Origin of the sequence: Leptotrichia sp. HSP-342 (genome assembly GCF_041199995.1) — a bacterium.
GTDB lineage: Bacteria > Fusobacteriota > Fusobacteriia > Fusobacteriales > Leptotrichiaceae > Leptotrichia > Leptotrichia mesophila.
This window is the reverse complement of sequence record NZ_CP165646.1, coordinates 262,957-282,544: the sequence shown is the minus strand read 5'-3', so window position 1 is coordinate 282,544 and position 19,588 is coordinate 262,957. Positions and strand designations below refer to the sequence as shown.

Here is a 19,588-nt window from a genome sequence, read left to right as displayed (position 1 = left end):
AAAAATGGGAGCATTTGATTTTGTAAAAATATTTAGAGTAAATAAAAGTATCTCAATAGATTTGGGAACTGCGAACATATTAATTTATGATAAGCAAAGAAAAAAAATAGTGTTAAATGAACCATCTGTAGTTGCAAGAGATAGAAAAACTGGAAAATTAATTGCAGTTGGAAGAGAAGCTAGAGAAATGTTAGGAAAAACTCCTGAAAGTATCCAAGCTATCAAGCCTTTACAAGACGGAGTTATTGCAGATATTGACTCAACAAAGGAAATGATTACATACTTCATTCATAAAATTTATGGAAATTCATTATTCAAACCCGAAGTAATGATCTGCGTACCAATTGAAGTTACAAGTGTGGAAAGAAAAGCCTTATTTGATGCAGTAAAAGGTGCTAAAAAAACATACATTATTGAAGAAGGAAGAGCTGCTATTATCGGTTCAGGTGTAAATATTTCACAACCTGAAGGAAGTATGGTAATCGATATAGGTGGAGGTTCTACTGATATTGCAATTCTTTCACTTGATGAGATTATCGCAAGCAAATCAATCAGAATTGCTGGAAATAGATTTGATGAAGATATTGTAAGATACGTAAAAAGAAAATATAACTTGCTAATCGGAGATAGAACTGCTGAAAAAATAAAAAAAGAAATGGCTACAGCAATAAAAGTTCAATCACCTGAAGTTATGGAGATAAAAGGTAGAGATTTGGAATCTGGTATTCCTAACACTGTGGAAATTAATGCAAACGAAATTTATGAAGCAATTGAAGATTCTTTATTCCAAATTGTAAACTCTACAAAAGAAGTTCTTGAAAAATGTCCTCCTGAACTGGCGGCAGACATTTTGGATAATGGAATTGTAATGACTGGTGGAGGTTCATTAATCAAAAACTTTATTGATATGATGGAAAAAGAAGTTGGAATTAAAGTGTTCTTATCTCCAAATCCATTAGATTCAGTAGTTTTAGGTGGAGGAGCCGCATTTGACAACAAAAAATTATTAAGAACTCTTCAAATGAAAGAAAATTAATAATATCTGTTGTTAATCTAAAAAAGAGAAAATGAGAAAAAATGAAATTACAGGAAATAACTGAAAAATTTAAAAATGAAATAAATCAAGATAAAATAAGTGCAAGTTACCTCTTTTACGGCGATAAGAGAGTTGACTTGCTTTCTTATGCACTAATGTTTTCAAAAATGATTATGACAAAGGATGTGCAGAATGACTCTGAAAAAGAGAAAATAAAACGGCTTATTGACAATTTCCAGCATCCTGACATTGAAATAATAAATAAAAACAATGAAAATATAAAAATTGATGAAGTGCGAGAAATCATCTATTCATCAATAGAATCTTCATTCAATTCACCCAAAAAAATATTTATCCTGTGCGGAATCGAAAATTTGCGAAAAGAATCTTCAAACGCACTTTTAAAAATTTTGGAAGAGCCGCCACAAAACGTATATTTCATACTTCTATCAAGAACATTAAACATCATTTCTACAATAAAATCCCGTACAATCAAATTTCATCTATCTGGAATGAATAACGATGAACTGAGAGTCAGCAAGGAAATCTACTATTTCTTTGATGGAAATGAAAACGATATTTTAGAATTTAAAAGGCAAAATCTCTCACTTGAGGATATTCAATTTAAAATTAATACAGTGGAAGATATTTTACAAATTATTTTTGAAATGAAAAATTACACAACTGGAGAACTGGCTATAAAAAATAATCTATATTTGACGATAAAATATAATAAAAGTATTGAATTGTTATCACAGCGAATACGTTTCTGGGATATCGAAAATGTATATTTTTTTATAAACGAAATCGAAAGTGAACTAAAAAAGGAAAAGGAATTTCTGATAAATTTCCTTTCAAAAATTATTATAAACGTAAAACATTCTGTGGAAGCAGACAAATTGAAAAAACTGATAAATTTGAAAAACAGCATTAGAAGCAATGTAAATGTGAAAAGTGTGATTTTTAACTTTTTTGATATTTTACAAAATTTTTAGAACTAATTGAATAAAATTAATAATAATACTAAATCCCCGTTTAAAAATAGGAATATATTTTTATAATGGGGATATTTAATAACTAATTTATAATCATTCAATTAAATTATTTTTTAGATATTTTGATTAATAAATATTTTTCATATTATTATGTTTTTTCTTTTTATTTTCGTAGGATTGCTCATTGCCGCAAATCCTTATCTTACAGTAAAGGTTTCTCCTGATAATCAAAATAGTAAAACTATTATTAAACAAAATAATCTAATATTAAATCCTGTTAAAAAATAGAAACTGTTAAGGACAATCAGAACCAAAAGTTCCATTTCATAGTCAGGACTATACATATCCCTTTCACCATAAACTTCAAAATTAAAAGAAAAGATGTATATGATTTTTCGACTTTTTTCTCGATAATTCCTGTACAAATTTTATAGTTTTAAAATTCAAAAAATTCCTCAATTGTAGTTTTCAATCCATGCTCCACATTTGATGTTGAAATAAATTTAGCTATTTCCTTAATTTCAGGAATTGCATTTTCTACAGCCACAGGCATTCCCACGTACTCCAGCAACGGCTTATCGTTCGCACTATCACCAACCGCAATCATTTCTTCAGGCTTTATATTTTCAATTTCTCCCAATTTTTTCAATGTTTTTCCTTTATCCACATTTTTGTTGGCAATTTCTAGGAAGATTGGTTTTGAGATGGCGATAAAATAATCGTTTCCGTGAACTTTATTCATGTGTTCCTGAGCAATCAATACTTCTTCAGGCTTTCCAATAATCATACATTTTGTAGTTTTATCAATTCCTTTTTTCTCCAAGTCTTCAAGTGTATCGAATTTTTGAAATTTCATCTTGCATTGATCGGCTTCATACATTACTCCATCTGTCGCTTCAGTTCCATAAATTGTATCTCCAACGTATAAAATCATCGGAACATTTATTTCCTTTGAAACTTTATAAACATTTTCAATATCCTTTTTTTCAAGCCCTTCGTGAAAAATCACTTCGTTTGTCTTCATATCAATTAATTCGCCACCGTTAAATGCCAGCACATATCCTTCGTATTTATCCATTTCAAGCTCTTTTGCATATTCAAGCATCGCATAACTTGGTCTTCCACTCGCAAGTACAAATTTAACACCTTTTTCTCTCTGAACTTTAATAATCGCCTCAACATTTTCCTTTGTTATCCCATGCTCCTCATCAAGCAATGTTCCATCCATATCAGTCGCAATCAATTTATAATTCATAAAATCCTCTCACTTTCTTTATTTATAATAATTTTACTAATTCATTCAAATCTTTTTTCGTAGTTGACCAGCTTGTTGCCAGTCTTATCACTGTGTGATTTTCATCCTCATAAAATGCCAAAAAATTACTGCTTTATATTGATATTATACAAGAAATTAAAATAAAAGTCTAACCTATAAAAGTTTAAATTCATTTTCTATTTCTTCTATCAACGCAGTAATATTTGTTGCTCTGCCCTTATAATTTTGAATTTCTTTATAACTTTCTTCATAAATGTTCCAGGTTTTTATTTCACTTTGTGAAAATGAGCTTTTAAAATCTTTTTTTCCATTTGACACATCTATTGCAAATTCTGTAGATAATTTTGTTTTTTCCTTATCAGATAATTTATTTTCTATACCATATAAAACATGTTCTAAATTATTTCCAAAAAAAATTACTTCAAATGGTTGTTGTCTCGAATCTTTAGATTTTCCAATTTTCTTCAATTTAAACAATTTATTTAGACATTTCCTTTTATTTATTAAATTTTCTTTTTCTATTTTGAAACAATTATCTGTATCAGTTACATAATAAACTTTTATAATATCTGCCCATTTTATAACATTTGATGGCTTTTTTAAAAAACTATTTACAACTTTTTGTAATTCTTTTGTTACATTTGAAGATGTAATTTCAAATTCTTTGGAATATTTTTTATATCTTGTCAACATATCACCATGTATCACAATTGGTGTAACTCTTTTTTTCAATTTATTTATAGTTCTGTTTATCCATTTTCTTCGTCACTAATTCCCTCAACTATTATTAATATAACACTCCCCTTCATTTATTTCACCAACTTCCTCATATACAATGCTATTTCTGTTTCACTTATATTTAATGGATTTATATTATCTTCACTCCATATTGCTTGTGATCTTATGTACTTTTGTCTTAAGTTTGTTGTTTTAGAAATTCTTTTAAAATAGCTGTAATTTATTTCATCTTCATCAAGAGAAGTAACTATTATATTTTCTCCTTTTAATCTTTCCATTGGAGAAAGATTATGGGCGGTAAAAATTAGTTGTCCTTTTGCTATTTTTGAGATTTGTTCCAAGATTACTGCGAGCAAATATTCAAAAATATGGGCATCTAATTCATCTATTACTACAAGCGCATTTTCGTCTTGAATACAGTAAATCAAGGCTGATAATATTGAAACTATCTTTTGTATTCCTACAGATTCATTTTTTATAGAAATTTTATCTCCTTTTTTTATTACATATAAGTTTATTCCTTTTTCCTTTTCTTTTTCAGTTATTCTTTCTCCCTCTACTTCGCATACTAATTCAGAATCAGGTATAATTGCTTTAAAAATTCCGTTTATTTGTTTTATAGTATTTATAATTGCTTCTGCTATATTTTCAGAATAAAAGTTATTATTTTGGTTAAGTGTAATTGGAATTGTTCCTTGTGAATTTTCCAAGTGGATATTCATATTTAAGAAAATTTTCAAATTTGTCATTGCTTGATTTTCTAAGGTTATAACAAAAATTTTAGTTAAATAGTTTTCAATTTCTAAAAAATTTGTCAATACATTTTCAAGTTCATCATTCAGTTTTATTTTATTTTCACTTTTCTGATTCTCAATAATTTGACTAAAAATAATCCCTAAGTAACTATTTAAATTTACATTTTCTAAATTTATACTTAATTTACTTGTTTCCTGCTGTTTCAATATTTTTTCTATTATATTGATACTTTCAGATTTTTTTAACTTAATTTGCTGTACTTCATAACTTTTAAAAGAAATTAATTTTTTATAAGTTTCTCTTTTTTTATCTACATTTTTATATAAAATTTTTTCTTCCATAGGCAAAATATTATTAAACTTGTCTTTTGAAAAAATTAAAATGATCTTATATTTTTTTGTTTCACCTTCTATTTCAAACTCAATAGAAGTAGTAGTTTCTCCTATTTTTATAAAATTTTTTAACTTTTCATCCAATTCCTTTTCCATAAAATCAGGTTTATCAATCAAAAAATATTCTCTTACAACTTCAATTGCCTCTATTACAGCCGTTTTTCCACTTCCATTAGGTCCGTAAATTGCTGATAAATTATTGCTTTTAAATTCAATTTTTGAATTTTTTATATTTTTAAAATTCTCTAATTTTATAGATTTTAATTTCAAAACTAATCTCCTTTACTAAAATATATTTTATTAACTATATTATACTATATTTTTTAATTTTTTCAATAAAAATTTGATAAAAATACATTTTTTTATCATTTTTTTACATGATTTTATATTTTTTTGTTTTAAATTTATTGTATTTTACTATACACTCTATCTTTAAAAAAAACTTCCCCAAAACAAAAAAACCATCCCAAAAAGCCAAAAAACTTTTCAAGACAGTTTTCAAAAACAAATATTCTAATTTCTTAATTTTATCCTCCAAGATAAGCCTTCTTAATTTCAGGGTTTGTAAGCAATTCCTTCCCTGTTCCTTCCAAAATTATTTTTCCAGTTTTCAGAACGTCGCCTCTGTCTGCAATTGATAGTGCCATATTGGCATTTTGTTCTACTAACAGTACAGTTACGTTTTCTTCTTTATTGATTCTTACAACATATTGATATTATACAGTAAATAAGGATAAAAGTCCACTTAATAACCTTTTTTATTAAATATTAATCTGCCTAAGAATATTTTCTAAGCAAAAAAAAAAAACTAAGGGTTTTAAGGTATAATATAACTAAATTGACTCAATAAATTAAATTTCAAAAAATAAGGAGAAAAACATGAAAAAACTATTTTTAATTGCAATGCTATGCCTAACATTCACAATTCCAGCAAAGGCAGACTTCTGGAAAAAACTGAAAAATGCAGTAACTGGAACAGACAGTTCATCATCTTCATCAAACAGTTCTGGGAAAACTGGCGGAACTAGGGGGTATATAAGAACAGACAATCGAGGAAATAAAGAAATCGTAAATCCTTTTGATAAAAATGACTTTAGAGCAGAAGACAGTATATATTCAGATGAAAGAACGTCTATATATAGACATAAAGATTTAAAAGGAACAGCAACTAAAGTAAATTACATAGAATGCAGACTAAAACCAGGAGGATTTTTAGAATGGGTAGGAAAGGAATCATATTATGGATATGTTAAATTTCCAGTATACAAAATAATAGGTAAAGTACCTATTTCAGGATGTTTTTCAAGAGATAAATCAGGTAAAGAAAAGGAAATTAATGATGATTTATATTTGGATCATAATTTAGCAATGTATATTTGGGACAATCAATTAACAGTAACTACTTTGGCAATGAAAAACGGTAAAGCTGAAAATGGCTATATTCCTTGGTTTGATTCAACAAATCCTGAAGCTGAGATTTATATTAATGGGAAAAAGTTTAATTAATTTGTAAAAATTTATCAGAATTTTAGATTGTCTGATTATTTTGGAACAACAGAAACTGGGAGAAATCCCAGTTTTCTTGAAAATAGTTATTAATAAAAAAATAAATTTATAAAAAAGGAAAGAAGGAAAAATTTATGAAAAAGACTATATTATTATTTATGCTGGCAACATCTCTATTTACTTTTTCAGCAAACAAAACTTCTAAAAAGAACAGAAGAATTAAAAAAGCAAGAACCACATCAACATCTAAAAAAAGCGGAAAAAAGAAAGATGCAATGAATATGGAAAGATTTAGCTTTCACGATTTAGCAAACTATCCCAACCGCCCTGCACCTACCAATTATAAAAAAGTTCGAGAGGAATATTTTAGAAAAAATCCTGACAAAATTCCTCCAAGTATGAGAGATCAGTATGCGAAATAAGATAAAACAGAATATTTAAAGAAAGGAAGAAAAGTCAATGTCATAAATTATTCAAATTTTTAACGATTCTTCATCATTAACATTGAAACTCATATTTTTGGCTTCTGTTATACTGAATATTCTCATTATAGTCCTATCTATAAGACGTAAGCCTCTCGAAGGAGTAACAAAAGGAAAAGTATGGATTACATATCTTGTATCATACTGGTTATTAGGATCTGTGGCAGGAACAATTGCAGGAGCTGCTTTATTCCTTATACTAAAAGGTATATTTTACATTCTTAGCCTGTTTAATTATAGTCATCCAACTGAAATTACGATTTCTAGAATTGCAACAGCTGTACAATTTATAACTGGAGCAATTACTTTTGCTGTATTGAACAAAAAATATCTAACTTCCAAAGATAATATTGCTAGAGAAGAAAATACTACTACAAAGCAATACATCTTACTAATTTTAAAACTAATCGGAATAGGAATACTTGTATTATTTGCAATACCATTAATTGCTCTATTTATAGCAGGCTATTTAGTATTTAAAGTGCTGGGAATTGGGAACTTTATTGGAAATGCCGCAGTAAACAGAGTTAGAGAAGTACACGATGATATCGATATCCATACTTACGAAAGACAACGATATAGTGGAAATGTTCAGCCACATGAACGAATTATTACAGATTATGAAGCAGAAGAAATTAAGGAAAGAATTAAAAAAAGAAATGAAAAATTTTAGATAAAAAAGGGAGTGAAAATAATGAAAAAATTACTATTAGCAGGACTGTTAATTGGAAGTTTTGCATTCGGACAACAAATTACTGTGAAAAAAGGGAGCTACTGTACTGGATTTTCTAGTATAGGTGGAGATTTTGGAAATGGTACAGGAGATTATTTTAGATTTTACGATACTTGCAATATTAACGGAACAGAATACAAAGACGTTGCTTTGGCGTATAATTGGGTAAGAGGCTACAATTTGGATGCATCTAAATTTTTTAACAAAAAGTTGAAATCATCTCATAAAACATACATTAATCAAGGTGCAAAACTAGAATTTTATAAAAATCGGGAACTAGACTTAAGAGGATGGGGAGTCTCCAAAAGAGCTGATTTTGAGTTTGAGAATACTGGATACAATAATAAAACTGTAAAAAATTATTTTGAATTTGAAAATATAAACTATAAAAAACTTCCGTTTACTGATGAAATAAAATAAGGATAAATTTATAGCAAAAAATTTGAAGAAAATCTGAAAATCCAAGTGGCGAACTGACTCTTCAAACTATAAAAAAGACACACAGAGCAAAAGCAAAGGAATTCTATCCAGACAAAAACCCTGGAAAGGATACCACTGCGTATAAATGCCGCAAAAGAATACTTAGATGCCAATCTAGAATACTATTTATCTAAAACATCCAAAAACTAAAAGATCAATAATAAAGAAGATTAATATGAAATCTAACGAATACAGTTACATAAAACTATGTTATTTAGTAAAATATGTCTTTATTGCTATTTTTGTCATAAGGGCATTCATTCTGAGTATGTTTTTTGGAAAAGCAATGAATGAACTGATGATAATGGTTGGTATTTATTCTGTTATTATTTTTTTCATTGAAGAATCCAGAAAAAAAAACTTGCTAATAAATGATAAAGCAATATATCCTCTTTTGGTACTAAAAAACTATAAATTATTGCTTACATATAAATCAATATATGCAACTGTAGACCATCTAGAAGAATATAACCAAACGCTAAAAGAACTAGAAAATATGAAGCCAGATCAGTTTGAAAAAGAAACAGTCAAGACATATAATGAAATTACAAAACTTATTTCAAAAGAAAATATTCAAGATTTAAAAGGCTACTTAATTTATCCATATTCTAATGTAGCCCATATATTACAAGGCGATGTTAAGTGGACATATTAAAAGTTTTGAATTTAACATAATAAATAACCTGAAAAATTAAATAATAAGCTGGGAGAAATCCCAGTTTCTTTCTATACTGTATCTTTATAAATATCTTTGATTTCAAGGATTTTAATAAAAATTCATCTTTATAAGCAATTATTTCAAACCCTTATTTTATCCTATTTAATCATTTTTGTTTAACTATAATTTTATATTTATAACAAAATAATAAGCAATATTAATATTTTATGTGATATAATATAAAAAATTTTATAATTCAAGGAAGAGTTATAAAATAAAGAGTTTTAAGTATAATATAAAAAGAAAATAACCTAATTCCTTGTACTTTATAATATAAAATTATTAATTAAATAACAAAAAAACTTAATACTAGGACAAAGTTATTTAAAAAATTAGAAAATAAAGGAGAACTAAATCATGAAAAAACTTATTTTAATGTTAATGCTTATTTTAGGAACTTTTGCTTTTGCAGAAATAACGGAGCAGGAAAGAAATAGTTTTTTCTCACCTGAAACACAAATTTATATTTCTAATCAGAAAGACTGGTTCTATCAAGAAACTCCGGAAGGAGATGATGGTGTGTGGGAAAAACAAAATTTTTTTATTAATATTTTGAAAGTAGGAAAAAAATACAAAATTTCATATACGCCTATTGAAATAACAGGAAATTATGATAAAGAAGGCTATCCTAATTTGGTTTATAAATCTCAAAAAAATAAAAAGATACCAACAACTAATTCTTACGGTATAACTCTTATTTCATATATGGGAATGTTTCCTGGAACTGAAATAAAAAATGGAAAAAAATATGAGAGAGATCGTTATCAAGTCCTTTCAGAAAGTGAATTAAATGCTCTGTTAAAGTCTAAAAATGCAAAAAGACTTGATTCAACTACAGAAAAAAATACAAAATTATATTTAGACTGGTTATTCCATAACAATAATTAAATTGTTTTTCAATAAAAAATTTTAAAGAAAGGAAATATAAAAAAATATGAAAAAGTTATCAATAGCAATTCTTATCTTGGCATTTATGGCATCTTGTTCAAATAAAGAAAATGGTAACACAAAAAATAGAAATAATACTTCAAATCAAACAGCTGCCTATATGAAGCTTCAAAATCCACAAGGACCTACTGTTGCACTTAACTTAACAGACTTTAAGATTGAAAATGAATTTATTTATTATCAAGGAAACATTTTTACAGGGAAAGTTACTTTTAATTTACCTCACAAAAGCGGGTATTTTTTTGTAAGTAATGGAAAACTGGAAGGAGAAACTGAAATAAATTATAAATTAAGTGGTACAAAAAAAGTACAAGTTTATGAGCAAGGAAAACTTGTTAAACTTACTCAAACTGAAAATAATATAATAACGGAAGTCATTTATTCTGATGATCCTAATTCTATCAGTAATCGAAAAATTGTGCAAATTACTACAAAATACGATAAAAATTCTTATTCAATGGATTTACAATCTATGATAGGAAGTATTCAGAAAAATGGGAAATTCATAAAAGATTTAAATGTGGAAGAAAATAAAAATGGTGATGAAAAATACGTAGGTGCTGTATTCGAGGAAAATGGTGGTGTTTATAAAACTTATTATAATTTTACTCGAGATGGAGCGATTTCTGAAATAAAATATAAATTGGATTCTAAAAATCAGAAAAGTGAAACATTGTCTGAAATAAGAAAATTAAACGATATAAATACAGTACTTGAAAATGGATTAACTTTATTTAGAAGAATATTAAGTTCTTCTGGTGAAAGTGCAACTCCAGAACAATCATCAGCACAACCAAATGGAGAAAATATATCAAATCCAACTCCAACGCAAACTAATCAGAATGAAGATGATTTAGCATTATTAGATAGAGTTTATGATGAAGTTATGCACAAAAACAATCCAGATATATTAAAAACTTTTTCAAAACGACAATTGGCATATATAAGAAATACATTATTTGCCAAAAAAGGATATATATTTACAAAACCTGAATATTCAAATTACTTTTCTCAAAAAAGCTGGTATCGTGGAACACAAACTAATCAAGATACTTTATTAAACGAAGAAGAAAAGAGATTTATTGATATATTCAGACGATATGAAAATTAATATTTATTATAAATTATTTCATATTCAAAAAATTTAAGCTATATAATTCAATTAATTTTCAGTCTAATAGTAATAGCTTAATAAATAAAAATTAGGAGGAAATATGAATAATAACAAAAATATAGAAAATAATGTAAATAACCAAAATATCAATAACTTAATAGAACTTGGAGAAATAAAATTGTTATTTTGGTTAAGTGCTATAATATTTGTAACATTGGGATTTATTTTCATAAAAATAATTGGTATATTAGGACAATTTATGAATGGATTTGGTGGAATGATTGGAGGGGCTGTTGACAGCTATAATTCAATGCATTTATTATTTATTCTTTTTATAATTTTTGGAATTGCAAGTTTAATAAATATAATTGTAATATTTAGTATTCGTTCCAAAGCATTAAATTCAAATAACGCTGAAAAAATGAAAATACCTAATTATGCAAATCCTTTTAGATTAGCAATAGCAGGAATGGTAGTTCTAGTAATACTTATATTGTCTATTGCAGGATTGATACCTGAATTTCTTTTTAAATTATCTGTAATTACGGGTTTAATTACTCTAATTGGATGTCTTGTGTTTTCTACACTTACATTATTAAAAAATTATCCTATTGTTTTTTCAAAAAATAATATAGGAAACAACAGCAATAATAATATAATTTCAGAAAATAATAATTCTAATAACCCTTCACAATCAGAATTTTTAGATAATATTTTACAAAAAGATAACGAAAATAATAAACTTTTCTTAAAAATAATATTTTGGTTAAGTACAATTTCATCGGCAATACTTCTTTATGCTGGAATAAAGGCTTTAAGTTTATATTCTAATGTAAAAAAATTGACTTCAGAAGCTAGCAGTTCCAGTTCTTTCGACAATCTTTTAAATAGTGGAATGAATACGTTAGGAGAAGGAATTGGATTTATTTCAACAGCAAAAATGTTGCAAAGTTTATTAAATTTAATAATAATAACGGTAATTGTAATTTCTGTATTAATTTATTTAAAAGCGAAAAAAGAAAATAAAATAGAAAAATTAAAAAATTTAAACTATTATTTTATTGGTGGATTTGGAATACTAGGACTTCTTGAAATGTATTCAGTCAATAGTCTTATAAAAGCATTTGGCTCATTATCAGGTATGTGGGGAGCAGCGACAGGAGCAACACCTAATATAGGATTTACACAATTTGCGATAATAACAACTTTATTAGTTTCATTAGGTTCAGCGATAACTAATTATTTTGTTATTTTTAGAGGAAAAAATATAGAAATTGAAGATATAAAATCAGAATGGAATAATGGTGTCCAAAAAATAAATGCAATGAATCCTGAAAAAAAGAAAAAATATAAAGTAATTGGAATTGCTGTAATAGGAGTTCTTGCTTTATATTATATCTGTACAAATTTTATTTTTTTGAAAAATTTTGATTTTAATAAATATTATACAGTTAGAATTGATGGAGCCTCTGGAAGTGCAACTATCCAAAACTATCAAAATCCTAATTTCCCGTTAGAAACTATGCATGGAAATACAGAAAAAATGACAAAAGAAGAAGAATTTGCAAAAGATGCAGAAATTTCATTTACTTTTTCTAAAACTGAAGGAATACAAAATGGAGATACAATAGACGTTAATGTTTCTTATAACAAAGAAATAGCCAATAGATTAAAAATCCGTCCTAAAAATAGCAAATTTAAAATAAAAGTCAATGGACTTCTTGAATATGCCAAAAATGTCAATGAAATAAAAGACCTTAAAAATTATATTACAAAAGTAGCACAGCGAAAAATTGAATTGCAAAAGGATCAAGATTCTTCTTCCAATCTTAACTTAGGTGGAATTTATTATAAACAGGATGAAAATGGTAATTTATCAGTTAAATATTTCATCCAAAAAGTATTTACTGGATTTTTTGGCAATACAGAATCTTTCGAACCTGTAGAAATTGGAAAAATAGTTTTAGATAAAAAAAATAACATTATTTCTTATGAAGAAATAAAATCCAACTCTTTTTCTTCAGAAACATATAATAATACAGGAGAAGTACAGGCTACAATGAGTTCGCAAGGATACAATTTATTAAATTAGAAAAATAAAAAATTTATAAAAAATAGTAATCTTTTCAACTGGGATTCCTCCCAGTTTTTTTCTTCTCTCAAAATTTCTCCAAAACAAAAAAACCATCCCAAAAAGTCAAAAAACTTTTCAAGACAGTTTTCCAAAACAAATATTCTAATTTTCTATTTTTACCCTCCAAGATAAGCCTTTTTAATCTCTGGATTTGTAAGCAGTTCCTTTCCTGTTCCTTCCAGAATTATTTTTCCAGTTTCCAGAACGTAGCCTCTGTCTGCAATCGATAGTGCCATATTGGCATTTTGTTCTACTAACAGTACAGTTACGTTTTCTTCTTTATTAATTCTTACAATTATGTTAAAAATTTCCTGCACTAATAATGGTGCTAGTCCCATTGACGGCTCATCTAGCAATAGTAGTGAAGGATTTGACATTAAGGCTCTTGCCATTGCTAGCATTTGCTGTTCTCCCCCACTCATTGTTCCTGCCAGCTGTTTTTTACGTTCAGCAAGTCGTGGAAACAGTGAGAACATATGCTCCATATCTTTTTTTATTTGATCTGTATCATTTCTTGTAAATGCTCCTATTTCCAAATTTTCCAGTACAGTTAATTCTGTAAAGATTCTACGTCCTTCTGGAACATGTGCCATTCCACGGCTGACAAGCTTGTAAGCATCAATGTTAGTTACATTTTCTCCGCTTAGCGAAATTTCTCCTGATTTTATTGGTACAAGCCCTGAAATAGCGTGAAGTGTGGAGGTTTTTCCAGCACCATTTGCACCAATTAGAGAAACGATTTCACCTTTTTTTATCTGAAATGAAATGTTTTTTATAGCGTGAATTCCGCCATAATATACATTTAAATCATTTACATTTAAAATATTCACTTTTCCTCCTTTTTGCTAATTTATTAATTTTCGTCTTAAATTTTATTCTCCTAAATAAGCTGCAATAACTTCCTTATTATTTTGAATCTCATCAGGAAGACCTGAAGCAATAATTCTCCCAAAATTTAGCACATAAAGTCTTTCACAAATTCCCATTACCAAGTCCATATCATGCTCGATTAGCAGGATTGCAATTTTAAATTTATTTCTTATAAAGCTGATAGTGTTCATCAGCTCTTTTGTTTCGTTTGGATTCATTCCTGCTGCAGGCTCATCCAGTAGCAATAATTTTGGATTTGTTGCCAAAGCTCTTGCTATCTCCAGTTTTCTTTGCTGTCCATAAGACAAGTTTCCTGCTGTAATATTTGCCATTTCAGCCATATCAAAAATATCCAGTAAATCAAGCGCCTTATCTGTTATTTCCTTTTCTTCCTTCCAAAATCTAGGAAGCCTGAAAATCGCTTCAAAAGTATTATATTTCATACTGCTGTTAAGTGCCAGCTTTACATTGTCAAGCACTGTTAATTCCTTAAACAGCCTTATATTTTGAAATGTTCTGGCAACTCCCAAAGCAACTATCTGTGGAGTAGTTTTTTTATTTATACTAATCTGATTTATAGAAATATCCCCATCAGTAGGCTTGTAAACGCCTGTCAGCAAGTTAAATATTGTCGTTTTCCCAGCTCCGTTTGGACCAATCAATCCAACCAGTTCCCCTTCTTTAATCTCAATATTTACCTCATCAACAGCTCTTAGCCCACCAAAAGATATTCCCAAATCTGTCGTTTTTAATAATGACATATTTTATCTCCTATTTTACTTCATTTTTATATTTATCAAAAATATTTAATTCTAACTTTCACTTTTTTAATTCTTGTTATTTCTATAATTTCTAAGTTTATTAATTCTTCTCTTTGTTCCTGCAAATGTAAATTCCTTCGTACCAAAAATTCCTTTTGGACGGAAAATCATTAATGAAATCAATATAATTGCATAAACTAAGTATCTAAACTGCGAAACATCTCTCAATCTTTCATTTAGAAGTGTCAAAATCGTTGCAGCGATAATCGCTCCCGTAATACTTCCAAGTCCGCCTAGCACTACCATAACAAGAATTTCTATCGAGAATAAAAATCCAAATTTATCTGGTGTCAAAATTCCAATATTATGAGCAAATAACGATCCTCCAACTCCAGCAAAAAACGCTGAAAAAGCAAATCCATAAAGTTTTACACGATTTAGTCCAATTCCTATATTTTCTGCCGCAATTTCATCTTCTCTAATTGACAGAATCTCTTTCCCTTTTCGAGAAGTCATTGCCATTGCGATTATAATAATCGAGATAACTACAATGAAATATGTATTTGAAAAATCTAGAATTGTTGGAATATTGTTAAGTCCAGTTGCTCCACCTAAAAAGTCCAGATTTTGAATAATATATTTTACAATTTCTCCAAATGCTAAAGTAATAATCGCAAGATAATCCCCTCTTAACCTTAGCGTACTTCCACCAACAAAAAATCCAAATACAGCCGCAACCAGTCCTCCAAACAATGATACCAGTATTAACTGTAAAAATGTCGGTAAGTTATAATTTACAAGTATTTTTGAAATAAATGCCGCTGAATATCCACCAATTGCAATAAATCCAGCTTGCCCCAAATTAAGCTGTCCCATAAGCCCAACTGTTATGTTTAAGCTTACTGCAAATAAAACAAAAATTAATATGTTTATATATATTCCTTTTGTATAACTGAAAGCATCATTTGGATCAAAAGTAAAACTTAGGACGATATAAAGTGCAATTATTGAAATAAATGTAACAACATAATTTTTTACTTTTAATTTGTTAAAATAGTTCAAATTTTTCCATTTATATTCTTTTATTTCTTTATGCTTTTTTTCTGTACTATCTATATTTTTTGCTTTTACATCTTTATTAGTTTTTTCCATATTTCCCATTTTCCTCCTTTCAAATTATACTTTTTCCTTCATATTCTTTCCAAATAGTCCATTTGGCCTAAAAATTAGTATTAATATCAGTACACCAAATACAATAGGATTTGCCCAAGTTGTAAGCGATGAACCTTTTACATATGCTTCAATAAGCCCTAAGACATATCCACCAACCATCGCCCCTGGAATACTTCCTATTCCTCCAAATACAGCTGCAATAAATGCCTTCAATCCTGGCAGCATTCCCATATATGGCTCAATTTGCGGATAAACAATCGCATACAATGCTCCACCCAACGCACCAAGCCCTGATCCAATTGCGAATGTTATGGCAATAGTCTTATTTACATTAATTCCCATAAGCTGTGCAGCTCCTGTATCCTGTGAAACTGCTCTCGTTGCTTTTCCTAATTTTGTATTTTTAATAAATAAATTTAAGGCAATCATACAAACTGAAGTAACTACAATTACAAATATTGTAAGCATGCTGATGCTTAAAAATCCTAAATTAATCTTGTTGTTGTTTGATAAAAATGCTGGTATATATTTCTGATCAATAACTTTTGGATTTGCTCCAAATATTATAAGTGCCAAACTTTCTAGCAAAAAACTCATTCCAATTGCTGTAATAAGTGCCGAAATTTTAGGCGCATTTCTAATTGGACGATATGCAAAAAAATCAATTACAACTCCCATAATAGCACATAAAATAATTGACAAAACAATAGCCAGTATTAATGGCATTCCATTTGACACAGCGATAAGCGTAGCATAAGCTCCCACCATAAGTATATCTCCATGTGCAAAATTTATAAGTTTAACGATACCATAAACCATTGTATATCCCAACGCAATAAGGGCATAAATACTTCCAGTCTGCAGTCCGTTAATAGTCTGTTCAATAAAGCTCTTTAACATATTTAAAAACTCCTCATACTTTTTACTCATACGTTTATTTTCTACTCATATACTTAGGCAACCTTAAAACTATACTCCTTGTTTGTATTCAAAAAATTAGTATAATCTTAAAGCTGCTTACGTATATTTACCCAAATTAATTTCTTCTTTTTAGATAAAAAAAGTTCCAGAGTGTTAGAAGAAAGAAAACTTCTCCTAACAACCGAACTTTATAATAATTATTATTTTCTATATTATTTCTAGAATTTTTCCTTCAATGTAAGTTTTCCGTCTTTCACTTCAATAAATGTAACTTTTTTCTCAGGATTTCTTTCTGCATCAAATTTTAATGAACCAGTAACTAAAGTACCGTCAAATTTTTTGATTGCTTCTCTTATCGCATCTTTTGAAGACAAGTCAGAAACATTTTTTAATGCTGTTTCTAAAATAGTTCCTGTATCATATCCTAAAGCAGCGAAAATAATTGGATCTATTTTATATTCATTTTTGTATGCAGCGATGAATTTTTGTACATTTTGATCAGGATCATCTGGTGCAAACTGACTTGCGAAAACTGCTCCATTAGCAACTTTTCCAAAGTTAGTCTGAATTCCGTCCCATCCATCTCCACCCATAAATTGAGCGTTTATTCCAAGTTCTTTTGCTTGTGTCAAGATTAATCCAATTGTATTGTAGTAATCAGGTACAAAAATTACTTCAGGATTATATCCTTTTACTTTTGTAAGTAATGCTCTAAAGTCTTTGTCATCAGCAGTATATTGTTCTTCTTTTACTTGAATTCCTTCTTTTTTAGCTTGTTCCTTAAATGCGTTTGCAAGCCCAACAGAATAATCACTTCCTGTATTTGTTAAAACTGTAACATTTTTACGCCCTTTTGATTTTGCATATTTTGCAACAACAACACCTTGATAAGGATCTGTAAATGTAGTTCTAAATACATAATCTTTTCCTTTTGTTATATCAAATGCAGTTCCAGTTGCTGTAATCATAGGAATTTTAGCTTGTTGTGCAAGCGGTGCAATTGCAAGAGATGGTCCAGATGTAACTTCTCCTACAAATATGTCAATTTTGTCTTGTGAAACCATTTTTTTAAATGCATTAATTGCTTCCTGTACATCACCTTTACTATCTGCTTCTACAATTTCAATTTTTTTACCATTAATTCCGCCAGCAGCGTTTATTTCTTTTACTTTCAATTTAAATCCATTTATTGTACTTGTTCCATATTGTGCCACGTTTCCAGTTAATGCTCCTATAACACCAACTTTTATAACATTCTTGTCCTTAGATGCTTTTGCTCCACAGCTTAGTACAAATAATGCCAATAATGAAACTAAAAATAATATTTTTTTCATTGTTGTTCTCCTCTGCTATATTTTTATAATTAATTTATTTTTTTAAATTAAAATTTTTCTTTTAATGTAAGTTTTCCACCTTTTACTTCAATAAATGTAACTGCTTTTTCAGGATTTCTATCTGCATCAAATTTTAATTTTCCAGTTATAAGATCAATTCCACTAACTCCATTCATAGCTTCTCTTATAGATGGCCCTGTCAAATCTTTTGCTGATTTCAATGCAGCTTCCACAATTTCCACTGTGTCATATCCAAGTGCAGCAAACATTATTGGTTCTTTATGAAACTTAGCTTGGTACTCTTTCATAAATTTCTGAACATTTTCAGCTTTATCTTCTGGAGAAAATTGGCTTGCAAAAATTGCTCCTTCTGCAACTGCTCCAAAGTTAGTCTGAATTCCGTCCCATCCATCTCCACCAAAATATTGAGCTGTTATTCCCAAATCTTTTGCTTGAGAAATAATTAACCCAATTGTATTGTAATAATCAGGTATGAAGATAGCTTGCGGATTTTGTCCTTTTACTTTTGTTAAAATCGCTTTAAAATCTTTATCATCATTTGTATATTTTTCTTCAGTAATAGTTATTCCGTCTTTTTTAGCTTGTTCTTTAAATGCGTTCGCAATTCCTACAGAATAATCATTTGAAGAATTTGTTAAAATTGCAATTGATTTTACACCTTTAGCTTTTGCATATTTTGCAGTAGCAGTTCCTTGATAAGGATCTGTAAATGTAGTTCTAAATACAAAATCTTTTCCTTTTGTAACATCAAGACTTGTAGCAGTTGCTGAAATCAAAGGTACTTTTGCTTGCTGTGCAAGTCCTGAAATAGCTTGTGATGTAGCCGATACAACTTCTCCAATTACAACACTCACTTTATCCTGTGAAACCATTTTTTTAAATGCATTCACTGATTCCTGAACGTCTCCTTTGCTATCTGCAATGACAAGCTCAATTTTTTTACCATTAATTCCACCTGCATTATTAATAGCATCTACTTTAAGTTCAACACCTTCTTTTACTGCAGTTCCGTATTGTGCATAATTTCCAGTAAGCGGTGCAATAACTCCTATTTTTATAACATTTCCATCAGCCGATTTTTTCCCACAGCCAACGATAAATGCCGTGACTAATAACATCATCAGAAATATTTTTTTCATACTCTCATCATCCTTTCTCTCTTAAATTCTTTGCATCGTCAAAGCATTGTTAGAAAAACAT

The 19,588-nt window shown here is 28.4% G+C and carries 19 protein-coding genes and 1 pseudogene; 10 read left to right on the top strand and 10 right to left on the bottom strand.

What is annotated here, in order from left to right; translation table 11 throughout:
* Positions 1-4 precede the first annotated feature (4 nt).
* Positions 5-1,036 (top strand): rod shape-determining protein, encoded by a 1,032-nt coding sequence (locus AB8B23_RS01375; RefSeq protein WP_021744492.1) that lies wholly within the window; start codon positions 5-7, stop codon positions 1,034-1,036.
* 41 nt (positions 1,037-1,077) lie between these two features.
* Entirely contained in the window at positions 1,078-2,031 is a 954-nt protein-coding gene (locus AB8B23_RS01370; protein ID WP_369713098.1) for an ATPase, read from the top strand.
* Between the two features lie 436 nt (positions 2,032-2,467).
* On the opposite strand, the gene AB8B23_RS01365 is transcribed toward AB8B23_RS01370, so the two are convergent.
* The 4 genes and pseudogenes from AB8B23_RS01365 to AB8B23_RS01350 form a co-directional block, all read right to left on the bottom strand.
* Positions 2,468-3,286: a Cof-type HAD-IIB family hydrolase gene (locus AB8B23_RS01365; RefSeq protein WP_369713097.1), complete on the bottom strand. Its 819-nt coding sequence runs from the start codon at positions 3,284-3,286 to the stop codon at positions 2,468-2,470.
* A gap of 174 nt (positions 3,287-3,460) precedes the next feature.
* The gene (locus tag AB8B23_RS01360) at positions 3,461-4,015 is read right to left on the bottom strand and encodes a hypothetical protein (protein WP_369713096.1); all 555 of its coding nucleotides are present in this window, start codon (positions 4,013-4,015) and stop codon (positions 3,461-3,463) included.
* A gap of 101 nt (positions 4,016-4,116) precedes the next feature.
* Positions 4,117-5,463 (bottom strand): AAA family ATPase, encoded by a 1,347-nt coding sequence (locus AB8B23_RS01355; protein ID WP_369713095.1) that lies wholly within the window; start codon positions 5,461-5,463, stop codon positions 4,117-4,119.
* A gap of 257 nt (positions 5,464-5,720) precedes the next feature.
* Positions 5,721-5,873, bottom strand: a pseudogene (locus AB8B23_RS01350) (ABC transporter ATP-binding protein); the annotation flags it as partial.
* Positions 5,874-6,072: 199 nt separating this feature from the next.
* Between AB8B23_RS01350 and AB8B23_RS01345 the strand changes: the two are divergent.
* The 8 genes from AB8B23_RS01345 to AB8B23_RS01310 all read left to right on the top strand — a co-directional run bounded on the left by AB8B23_RS01345 (position 6,073) and on the right by AB8B23_RS01310 (position 13,266).
* The gene (locus AB8B23_RS01345; protein WP_369713094.1) at positions 6,073-6,699 is read left to right on the top strand and encodes a hypothetical protein; all 627 of its coding nucleotides are present in this window, start codon (positions 6,073-6,075) and stop codon (positions 6,697-6,699) included.
* A gap of 134 nt (positions 6,700-6,833) precedes the next feature.
* The gene (locus tag AB8B23_RS01340; protein WP_369713093.1) at positions 6,834-7,121 is read left to right on the top strand and encodes a hypothetical protein; all 288 of its coding nucleotides are present in this window, start codon (positions 6,834-6,836) and stop codon (positions 7,119-7,121) included.
* Positions 7,122-7,218: 97 nt separating this feature from the next.
* Entirely contained in the window at positions 7,219-7,854 is a 636-nt protein-coding gene (locus tag AB8B23_RS01335) for a hypothetical protein (RefSeq protein ID WP_369713092.1), read from the top strand.
* Between the two features lie 21 nt (positions 7,855-7,875).
* Entirely contained in the window at positions 7,876-8,334 is a 459-nt protein-coding gene (locus AB8B23_RS01330) for a hypothetical protein (RefSeq protein ID WP_026745751.1), read from the top strand.
* Positions 8,335-8,569: 235 nt separating this feature from the next.
* Positions 8,570-9,049: a hypothetical protein gene (locus tag AB8B23_RS01325; protein WP_369713091.1), complete on the top strand. Its 480-nt coding sequence runs from the start codon at positions 8,570-8,572 to the stop codon at positions 9,047-9,049.
* A gap of 420 nt (positions 9,050-9,469) precedes the next feature.
* Positions 9,470-10,000: a hypothetical protein gene (locus tag AB8B23_RS01320; protein WP_369713089.1), complete on the top strand. Its 531-nt coding sequence runs from the start codon at positions 9,470-9,472 to the stop codon at positions 9,998-10,000.
* Between the two features lie 46 nt (positions 10,001-10,046).
* Positions 10,047-11,171: a YARHG domain-containing protein gene (locus AB8B23_RS01315; RefSeq protein ID WP_369713088.1), complete on the top strand. Its 1,125-nt coding sequence runs from the start codon at positions 10,047-10,049 to the stop codon at positions 11,169-11,171.
* Between the two features lie 103 nt (positions 11,172-11,274).
* Positions 11,275-13,266 carry a hypothetical protein gene (locus tag AB8B23_RS01310; RefSeq protein WP_369713086.1) on the top strand — a complete coding sequence of 664 codons (1,992 nt, stop codon included), beginning with the start codon at positions 11,275-11,277 and terminating at the stop codon, positions 13,264-13,266.
* A gap of 158 nt (positions 13,267-13,424) precedes the next feature.
* On the opposite strand, the gene AB8B23_RS01305 is transcribed toward AB8B23_RS01310, so the two are convergent.
* The 6 genes from AB8B23_RS01305 to AB8B23_RS01280 all read right to left on the bottom strand — a co-directional run bounded on the left by AB8B23_RS01305 (position 13,425) and on the right by AB8B23_RS01280 (position 19,527).
* Positions 13,425-14,138, bottom strand: a complete 714-nt coding sequence (locus tag AB8B23_RS01305; protein ID WP_419950570.1) for an ABC transporter ATP-binding protein — start codon at positions 14,136-14,138, stop codon at positions 13,425-13,427.
* A gap of 42 nt (positions 14,139-14,180) precedes the next feature.
* A complete protein-coding gene (locus AB8B23_RS01300) occupies positions 14,181-14,939 on the bottom strand; it encodes an ABC transporter ATP-binding protein (RefSeq protein ID WP_021744476.1) in 759 nt (252 codons plus the stop codon).
* A gap of 66 nt (positions 14,940-15,005) precedes the next feature.
* A complete protein-coding gene (locus AB8B23_RS01295; RefSeq protein ID WP_369713886.1) occupies positions 15,006-16,091 on the bottom strand; it encodes a branched-chain amino acid ABC transporter permease in 1,086 nt (361 codons plus the stop codon).
* A gap of 24 nt (positions 16,092-16,115) precedes the next feature.
* Positions 16,116-17,012 carry a branched-chain amino acid ABC transporter permease gene (locus AB8B23_RS01290; RefSeq protein ID WP_369713085.1) on the bottom strand — a complete coding sequence of 299 codons (897 nt, stop codon included), beginning with the start codon at positions 17,010-17,012 and terminating at the stop codon, positions 16,116-16,118.
* Between the two features lie 239 nt (positions 17,013-17,251).
* The gene (locus AB8B23_RS01285) at positions 17,252-18,367 is read right to left on the bottom strand and encodes an ABC transporter substrate-binding protein (RefSeq protein ID WP_147006271.1); all 1,116 of its coding nucleotides are present in this window, start codon (positions 18,365-18,367) and stop codon (positions 17,252-17,254) included.
* A gap of 47 nt (positions 18,368-18,414) precedes the next feature.
* Positions 18,415-19,527, bottom strand: coding sequence for an ABC transporter substrate-binding protein (locus tag AB8B23_RS01280; RefSeq protein WP_369713084.1), 1,113 nt, complete (start codon positions 19,525-19,527; stop codon positions 18,415-18,417).
* Positions 19,528-19,588 lie beyond the last annotated feature (61 nt).